This is a genomic window from Rhizobacter sp. P5_A1 (assembly GCF_056400745.1).
The window spans coordinates 152,005-160,106 of record NZ_JBFUKR010000012.1 but is presented as its reverse complement, the minus strand read 5'-3'; the positions used below and the strand labels follow the sequence as shown (position 1 = coordinate 160,106).

The following is an 8,102-nucleotide window of genomic DNA, read 5'->3' as shown; positions in this document are numbered from 1 at the left end:
CCGCCCGCACCGCGCGGGCGCACGACGCCCGAGCCGGCGACGCCGGCCGCAGCAGCGCCGCTCGAGGTCATCGAAGCGCCGCCCGCGGCGCGCGCGACGATGATCGTCGACAAGCCGCTGCGCTCGGGCCAGCGCGTCTATGCGAAGGGCGCGGACCTGGTCGTGCTGGCGGTCGTCAGCTTCGGTGCCGAGGTGATCGCCGACGGCAACATCCACGTCTACGCGCCGCTGCGCGGCCGCGCGCTCGCCGGCGCGCTCGGCGACACCGGCGCGCGCATCTTCACGACGTGCATGGAGCCGCAGCTGCTGTCGATCGCCGGCATCTACCGCACGACCGAGACCGAGCTGCCCGCCGCGGTGCTGGGCAAGCCGGCGCAGGTGCGCCTGGCCGGCGAGAAGCTCGTCGTCGAGGCGCTGAAATCCGATTGATGAAGAAACACTGACCAAAGAGGATCTGAAGACATGACCAAGATCGTCGTCGTGACCTCCGGCAAAGGGGGCGTCGGCAAGACCACGACCAGCGCCAGTTTCGCGTCGGGCCTCGCGCTCGCGGGCCACAAGACCGCGGTGATCGACTTCGACGTCGGCCTGCGCAACCTCGACCTGATCATGGGCTGCGAGCGCCGCGTCGTCTACGACCTGATCAACGTGATCCAGGACGAGGCGAACCTGCACCAGGCGCTGATCAAGGACAAGCAGTGCGACAACCTGTTCGTGCTCGCCGCGTCGCAGACGCGCGACAAGGACGCATTGACGCAGGAAGGCGTCGAGAAGGTCCTGAACGACCTCGCGGCGATGGGCTTCGACTACATCGTCTGCGACTCGCCGGCCGGCATCGAGACCGGCGCGCTGATGGCGATGCACTTCGCCGACGAAGCCCTGGTCGTGACCAACCCCGAGGTCTCGTCGGTGCGCGACTCGGACCGCATCCTCGGCATGCTCGCCTCGAAGACGAAGCGCGCGATCGAAGGCAAGGAGCCGATCAAGGAGCACCTGCTGATCACGCGCTACAACCCGAACCGGGTCGAGGGCGGGCAGATGCTCTCGCTCGGCGACATCAAGGACATCCTGCGCATCGAACTGATCGGCGTGGTGCCCGAGTCGGAGACCGTGCTCGACGCCTCGAACCAGGGCGTGCCGGCGGTGCACCTGAAGGGCACCGACGTCTCGGAAGCCTACAAGGACGTGGTCGCCCGCTTCCTCGGCGAGACGCGGCCGATGCGCTTCACCGATGCCGTGAAGCCCGGCTTCTTCAAGCGCGTGTTCGGAGGGAGGTAAGCATGTCCCTTCTCTCCTTTTTTCTCGGCGAGAAGAAGCACACCGCCAGCGTCGCCAAGGAGCGGCTGCAGATCATCCTCGCGCACGAGCGCAGCGGGCGCGGCGCGAGCCGGCCCGACTACCTGCCGGCACTGCAGCGCGAACTGATGGCGGTGATCTCGAAGTACGTCTCGATCAAGGCCGAAGACATCAAGGTGCACCTGGAGCGGCAGGAGAACCTCGAGGTGCTGCAGGTCAAGATCGAGCTGCCGGACGCGTTGCGCTGAGTCGGGCCGACCGGGCCATCATCAGGCTTCGGGGCAACCGTCGCCCATCTTCGCCATCTCCTGGCGGATCTGCTCGGGGGTCAGGTCGCGCGTGTGGGTCGCGACCGACCAGTGGTGGCCGAAGGGGTCTTCGAGCGTGCCGTAGCGGTCGCCCCAGAACATCTCGGCCACCGCCATCTTGACCTTCGCCCCGGCCGCCACCGCGCGCGCCACCGTGGCGTCCACATCGGGCACGTACAGGTGGATCGTGACCGGCGAGCCCTTCAGCGCCTTCGGCCCGAGCATCTGCCATTCGGGCGCTTCGTCGACCAGCATCAGCGTCGAATCGCCGATGCGGACCATCGCGTGCATCAGCTTGCCGTCGGGGCCTGGCAGGCGCGTCAGTTCGACGGCACCGAACGCCGATCGGTAGAACGCGATCGCGTCGGCGGCGCCGGCGCAGACCAGGTGCGGGGTCAGCGAATGCATGCCCTCGGGAATCGGTTTGACGGTGCTGGCTTGGCTCATGTCGGGTTCCTCGTTGCAAAGCGTGGATGGATCGTCCGAGGCGCGTGCTGTCGCGGGCCTCAATGCGACGACGCGCGAGCGCACTGCCTTTCGACACCGGCGGGACGGAATATTGCGGCAGCAGGGATCGTCTACCCCGTGCGGACATCCGTCGTCCGCGCCTTGGACGGAAGAACCCCATGCACTTCACGATGAAACGCGGCGTCTCACGCCTGATCCTGACCGGCGCACTGCTCGGCGGCTGCGCATCCCTGCTCGCCGCCCCGGCGAAAGTGACCGACGGCGTGCTCGTCGGGCCGAACGGCATGACGCTCTACACCTTCGACAAGGACACCGCCGGCAGCGGCAAGTCGGTGTGCAACGCCGGCTGCGCGACCAACTGGCCGCCGCTGATGGCGAGCGATGCCGATCAACCCGACGCCGACTACACGATCGTCACGCGCGACGACGGCAAGAAGCAGTGGGCGCTGAAGGGCAAGCCGCTGTACTTCTGGGCCAAGGACACGAAGCCTGGCGACAAGACCGGCGACGGCGTGCTCGGCGCCTGGCACACCGCGACGCCCTGACGCACGGCGCCGCGCGCCGCGGCCGGACTGGCGCGCGTCTTGCACGAGAATGCGCTGACCCTGGCGCACCGCATTGGGCGGCGCCGGTGGCCAGACGAGGGCGTGCACAGTGGCGAAGATTCCTCCCGGCGTGGGGCCGCGATTCCCGCAGGTCGTCGTGCTCTTCGGCGCGACCGGCGATCTGGCGCGGCGCAAGCTGCTGCCGGGGCTGTTCCACCTCGCGAGCGCCGGCTTCATCCCGGGCTGCCGGATCATCGGCGTCTCGCTCGACGACTTCGGCGTCGACGAGTTCCGCACTGCCGCGCGCGGCGCGCTCGATGAGTTCTCGAGCCGCAAGATCAGCGACGCCGCCTGGGCCGCGTTCGCCGGCAGCCTCGACTACGTGCCGCTCGGCGCCGGCGCGGCCGCGCTGCGCGCCGCGGTCGAGAAGGCCGAGCAGGCGCTCGATGGCCAGAGCCAGCGCCTGCACTACCTGAGTGTGCCGCCGAGCGCGGCGCTGTCGGCGGTGCGCCTGCTCGGCGACGCCGGGCTGGTCGAGCGCTCGCGCATCGTGATGGAAAAGCCCTTCGGCACCGACAGGGCCAGCGCGGTGACGCTGAACGCGAAACTGCACGCGGTCTTCGCCGAGGAGCAAATCTTCCGCATCGACCACTTCCTCGGCAAGGAGCCGGCGCAGAACATCCTCGCGTTCCGCTTCGCGAACGGGCTGTTCGAGCCGATCTGGAACCGCAACTTCATCGACCACGTGCAGATCGACGTGCCCGAGACGCTCGGCCTGGGCAAGCGCTCGGGCTTCTACGAGCAGACCGGCGCGTACCGCGACATGGTCGTCACGCACCTGTTCCAGATCCTCGCGTTCATGGCGATGGAGCCGCCGACCGCGCTCGAGCCGGCGCCGATCAGCGAGGAGAAGAACAAGGTCTTCCGCAGCATGCTGCCGGTGCAGCCGACCGACGTGGTGCGCGGCCAGTACAACGGCTACCGCAGCGAGGAGGGCGTCGACCCCGAGTCGGAGACCGAGACCTTCATCGCGCTGAAATGCTTCATCGACAACTGGCGCTGGGCCGGCGTGCCGTTCTTTCTGCGCACCGGCAAGCGGCTCGCGGAGGGCCAGCGCATCATCTCGATCGCGTTCCGCGAGCCGCCGAAGAGCATGTTCCCGGCCGGCTCGGGAGTCGGCGCGCAAGGGCCGGATCACCTGACCTTCGATCTTGCCGACGCGTCGAAGATGTCGTTGTCGTTCTACGGCAAGCGACCCGGCCCGGGCATGCGGCTCGACAAGCTGAGCCTGCAGTTCGCGATGCACGACACCGGCCTGATCGGCGACGTGCTCGAGGCCTACGAGCGCCTGATCCTCGACGCGATGCGCGGCGATCGCACGTTGTTCACGAGCGCCGAGGGCATCGAGCGGCTCTGGGAAGTCTCGACGCACCTGCTCGAGGCGCCGCCGCCGGTGCGGCTGTACCCTGCGGGCTCATGGGGGCCGAAGTCGATCCACCAGCTCATCGCGCCGCATGCGTGGCGGCTGCCGTTCGAGCGCGCGTGGCGCGATCCCAACAAGGTCGGCAGCTGAGAGGTCGAGAGGCTGTCGATTCGGCGCCGGCCGGTTCGTCGTCAAGACAGAAGCGGCCGAATTCCCGACCGCGCGCGACGCGGCAACGCGGCGCCTTGACCGATGGAGCGATGATGATCACCAAGCACCTTCCGACACGCGCCGCCGTGCTCGTGATGGCCTGCGCCGCGATCGCGGCGATCGCACTGGCGCTGGCCGGCCCCGCCGTCGCCGCGCCGGTGAACTACACGGTCGATCCGAACCACACCTACCCGAGCTTCGAAGCCGATCACATGGGCATCTCGGTGTGGCGCGGCAAGATGAACAAGAGCAGCGGCACGATCGTGCTCGACAAGTCGACCGGCGCCGGCAGCGTCGACATCGCGATCGACCTCGCAAGCATCGACTTCGGCCTGGAGCAGCTCAACGCCTGGGCCCGCGGCAAGGAATTCTTCGACGTGAAGAAGTACCCGAAGGCGATCTACAAGGGCCGCTTCGACGGCACGGCCGCCGACGGCCTGCCGACGCAGGTGCAGGGAGAACTCAACCTGCACGGCGTCACGAAGCCGGTCACGCTGAAGCTGAACCTGCTGAAGTGCGTCCCGCATCCGCTCTACAAGCGCGAGATGTGCGGCGCCGACGCGAGCGCGAGCTTCGAGCGCGATGCCTTCGGGCTCGACATGGGCAAGGCCTACGGCTTCAAGATGGACGTGACGCTGCGCATCCAGGTCGAGGCGCTGGCGGCTCGCTGAATCTCGACGGCGCCCGCCACGTCCAGGCCCTTGGCCGGCGGCCAACGCCGGCGTGCGCTCATGGGATATCGGCCACCGCCGGCCCTCCCATGGCGTCAATAGGCCCTGGCGGCAGACGCATGACGGTGCGTGATGCGGCGCGTCCATTGCACGACATCGTCGACGTAGGTGAACAGCACCGGAATCACCAGCAGGCTCAGGAAGGTGCTGGTGATCAGCCCGCCGATCACGACGATCGCCATCGGTGCGCGAAAGCTCGGGTCGGTGCCGATGCCCAGCGCGATCGGCAGCATGCCGGCGCCCATCGCGATCGTCGTCATCACGATCGGACGGGCGCGCTTGTGGCAGGCGTCGAGCAGCGCCTCCATGCGCGTCATGCCACGGTCGCGCCGCGCCATGATCGCGTACTCGATCAGCAGGATCGAGTTCTTCGTCGCGATGCCCATCAGCATGATCAACCCGATCATCGACGGCATCGACAGCGCCGTGTGCGTGATGAACAGGGCCAGGAACGCCCCCGGGATCGACAGCACCAGCGCCGACAGGATCGTGACCGGCTGCACGAAGTCGTGGAACAGCAGCACCAGCACGATGTAGATGCACAGCACGCCGGTCAGCATCGCCAGGCCGAAGCTCGCGAACAGCTCGCCCATCGCCTCGGCGTCGCCGACCGTCGTCTGCGACACGCCGGCCGGCAGGTTCTTCAGGCTCGGCAGCGCGAGCACCTGCTTCTCGACCTCGCCGAGCGGCATCTGGTTCAGCTCGATCTCGAAGTTGATGTTGCGCTGGCGGTCGTAGCGGTCGATCTGCGCCGGCCCGCTGTCGATCGCGAGGTTCGCGACATTGCCGAGCATCACCGGCCCGCGCGAGCCGGGCACCGCCAGCCGCGAGAGCAGGTCGAGATCGGTGCGCGCGTCGGCCTTCAGCTTCACGACGATCGGCACCTGGCGCTGGCTCAGGTTCAGCTTCGGCAGCGACTGGTCGTAGTCGCCGGCGGTGGCGATGCGCAGCGTGTCGGCGATCGCGGCCGAGGTCACGCCGAGGTCGGCGGCGCGCGCGGAGTCGGGCCGCACGATCAGCTCGGGTCGCACCAGGCTCGAGGTCGACACGACATTGCCGATGCCGGGGATCGTGCGCAGCTCGCGTTCGACCTGGCGCGCGTGGGCGCCGAGCGCATCGCCGTCTTCGCCGGCCAGCACCAGCACGTACTTCTCGTTCGAGCCGCCGAAGCCGACCTTGATGCGCGCGCCCGGCAGCACCGCGAGCGCGTCGCGCAGCTGCTGTTCGACGACCTGCTTCTTCACGCCGTGGCGTTCGTCGCGCGGTGTCATGTTGATCGTCAGCGTTGCCTTGCGGACCTCGGCCGCGCCGCTCGGCGCGAACGGGTCGCCGCCGGTGTTGCCGCCGCCGATCGCGGTGTAGATCAGCTTCACGTCCTTGTTCTTCTGGACGATCTCGCGCGCCGCCTCGGCCGTCGCGAAGGTCTGCGCGAAGTTCGCGCCCGGCGGCAGCGAGATCGAGACCTGCGTCTGCGAGAGGTCGTCCGGCGGGATGAAGCCGGTCGGCAGCAGCGGCACGAGCAGGAACGAGCCGACGAGGAACAGGGTCGCCGCGATCGTCGTCAGGATGCGGTGCTTCAGCGCCGCCTTGACCCAGCGCATGTAGATCTCGATCCAGCGGCCTTCCTTGTGCTCCTTCCTGGGCCGCTTCAGGATGTAGGCCGACATCATCGGCGTCAACATGCGCGCGACGACCAGCGAGATGAAGACCGCGATCGCCGCGGTCCAGCCGAACTGGACGAAGAACTTGCCCGGCACGCCGCTCATGAACGCGGTCGGCAGGAACACCGCGATCAGCGTGAAGGTGGTCGCGATCACCGCCAGGCCGATCTCGTCGGCCGCCTGCATCGCGGCGTCGAACGGCGACTTGCCCATGCGCAGGTGTCGCATGATGTTCTCGATCTCGACGATCGCATCGTCGACCAGGATGCCGACGACGAGCGAGAGCGAGAGCAAGGTCACGCCGTTCAGGGTGAAGCCGAACAGGTACATCACGCCGAACGCCGGGATGATCGACAGCGGCAGCGCGGTCGCGGAGACCAGCGTCGCGCGCCAGTCGCGCAGGAACAGCCAGACGACGAGCACCGCCAGTGCCGCGCCCTCGAACAGCAGCGTCATCGAACCGTCGTAGTTCTCCTGCACCGGATCGACGAAGTTGAAGGCCTCGGTGACGACGATCTCCGGGTGCGCCGCCTTCAGGATCTCGAGCTGCCGGCGCACGCCGGCCGCGACCTCGGTCTCGCCGGCACCGCGGGTGCGCGTGATCTCGAAGCCGACCACCGGCTTGCCGTTCAGCAGTGCCGCCGAGCGCTGCTCGGCGACGGTGTCCCAGACGGTCGCGACCTGGTCGAGGCGGATGCGCCGGCCATCGGAGAGCGTGACCTCCATGCGCGCGAGTTCCTCGGCCGACTTGACCGTCGCGATCGTGCGCACCGATTGTTCGGCGCCGCCGACATCGGTGCGGCCGCCCGACGCTTCCTGCTGCGTCATGCGCAGCTGGCGCGAGATGTCGGCGGCGGTCGCGTTCAGCGCCTGCAGCCGTGCCGGATCGAGCTCGACGCGCACCTCGCGCGTCACGCCGCCGACGCGCGCGACAGCGCCGACGCCGCGCACGCTGAGCAGCGTCTTGGTCACCGTGTTGTCGACGAACCAGCTCAGCGCCTCGTCGTCCATGCGCGTCGAGGCGACCGTGTAGGTCAGGATCGGCGAGCCCGACAGCTCCATCTTCGTGACGACCGGGTCGCGCAGGTCGCCGGGCAGGTCGGAGCGCACGCGCGCGACCGCGGCACGCACGTCGTCGACGGCCTCCTGGGTCGGCTTCTCGAGCCGGAACTCGGTCGTGACGATCGCACTGCCGTCTTGCACCGTCGTGTAGATGTGCTTGACGCCCTGCAAGGTTGCGATCGAGTTCTCGATCTTGCGCGCGACCTCGGTCTCGAGCTGCGACGGCGACGCGCCGGGCAGCGACGCGGTCACCGTGACGGTGGGCAGGTCGATGTCCGGGAAGTTCTGGATCTTCATCGCCTTGAAGGCCATCAGGCCCATCAGCGACAGCATGATGAACAGCAGCACCCCCGGAATCGGGTTGCGGATCGACCAGGCGGAGACATTCATGTCGCGCT

8 protein-coding genes are annotated in these 8,102 nt (G+C 68.3%); 6 read left to right on the top strand and 2 right to left on the bottom strand.

Features of this window, described 5'->3' with window-relative positions:
* The 3 genes from minC to minE all read left to right on the top strand — a co-directional run.
* Positions 1 to 429: septum site-determining protein MinC (minC, locus tag AC1DTW_RS15445; RefSeq protein ID WP_477982101.1), on the top strand; the 429-nt coding region annotated here is incomplete at its 5' end.
* A gap of 33 nt (positions 430 to 462) precedes the next feature.
* Positions 463 to 1,278 carry a septum site-determining protein MinD gene (minD, locus tag AC1DTW_RS15440; protein WP_477982100.1) on the top strand — a complete coding sequence of 272 codons (816 nt, stop codon included), beginning with the start codon at positions 463 to 465 and terminating at the stop codon, positions 1,276 to 1,278.
* Positions 1,279 to 1,280: 2 nt separating this feature from the next.
* A complete protein-coding gene (gene minE / locus AC1DTW_RS15435; RefSeq protein ID WP_477982099.1) occupies positions 1,281 to 1,544 on the top strand; it encodes a cell division topological specificity factor MinE in 264 nt (87 codons plus the stop codon).
* Positions 1,545 to 1,565: 21 nt separating this feature from the next.
* Here the strand turns inward: minE and AC1DTW_RS15430 are convergent, their stop codons facing one another.
* Entirely contained in the window at positions 1,566 to 2,051 is a 486-nt protein-coding gene (locus AC1DTW_RS15430) for a VOC family protein (RefSeq protein ID WP_477982098.1), read from the bottom strand.
* A gap of 191 nt (positions 2,052 to 2,242) precedes the next feature.
* Between AC1DTW_RS15430 and AC1DTW_RS15425 the strand changes: the two genes are divergently transcribed.
* From AC1DTW_RS15425 to AC1DTW_RS15415, 3 genes are all read left to right on the top strand, one after another.
* Complete coding sequence (locus AC1DTW_RS15425; RefSeq protein ID WP_477982096.1) at positions 2,243 to 2,617, top strand: COG4315 family predicted lipoprotein; 375 nt, start codon at positions 2,243 to 2,245, stop codon at positions 2,615 to 2,617.
* A gap of 109 nt (positions 2,618 to 2,726) precedes the next feature.
* Positions 2,727 to 4,190, top strand: a complete 1,464-nt coding sequence (gene zwf, locus AC1DTW_RS15420; RefSeq protein WP_477982095.1) for a glucose-6-phosphate dehydrogenase — start codon at positions 2,727 to 2,729, stop codon at positions 4,188 to 4,190.
* Between the two features lie 110 nt (positions 4,191 to 4,300).
* Complete coding sequence (locus tag AC1DTW_RS15415) at positions 4,301 to 4,921, top strand: YceI family protein (RefSeq protein WP_477982094.1); 621 nt, start codon at positions 4,301 to 4,303, stop codon at positions 4,919 to 4,921.
* A gap of 95 nt (positions 4,922 to 5,016) precedes the next feature.
* Here AC1DTW_RS15415 and AC1DTW_RS15410 read toward each other — a convergent pair whose 3' ends face one another.
* A complete protein-coding gene (locus AC1DTW_RS15410; RefSeq protein WP_477982093.1) occupies positions 5,017 to 8,094 on the bottom strand; it encodes an efflux RND transporter permease subunit in 3,078 nt (1,025 codons plus the stop codon).
* Positions 8,095 to 8,102: the final 8 nt, after the last annotated feature.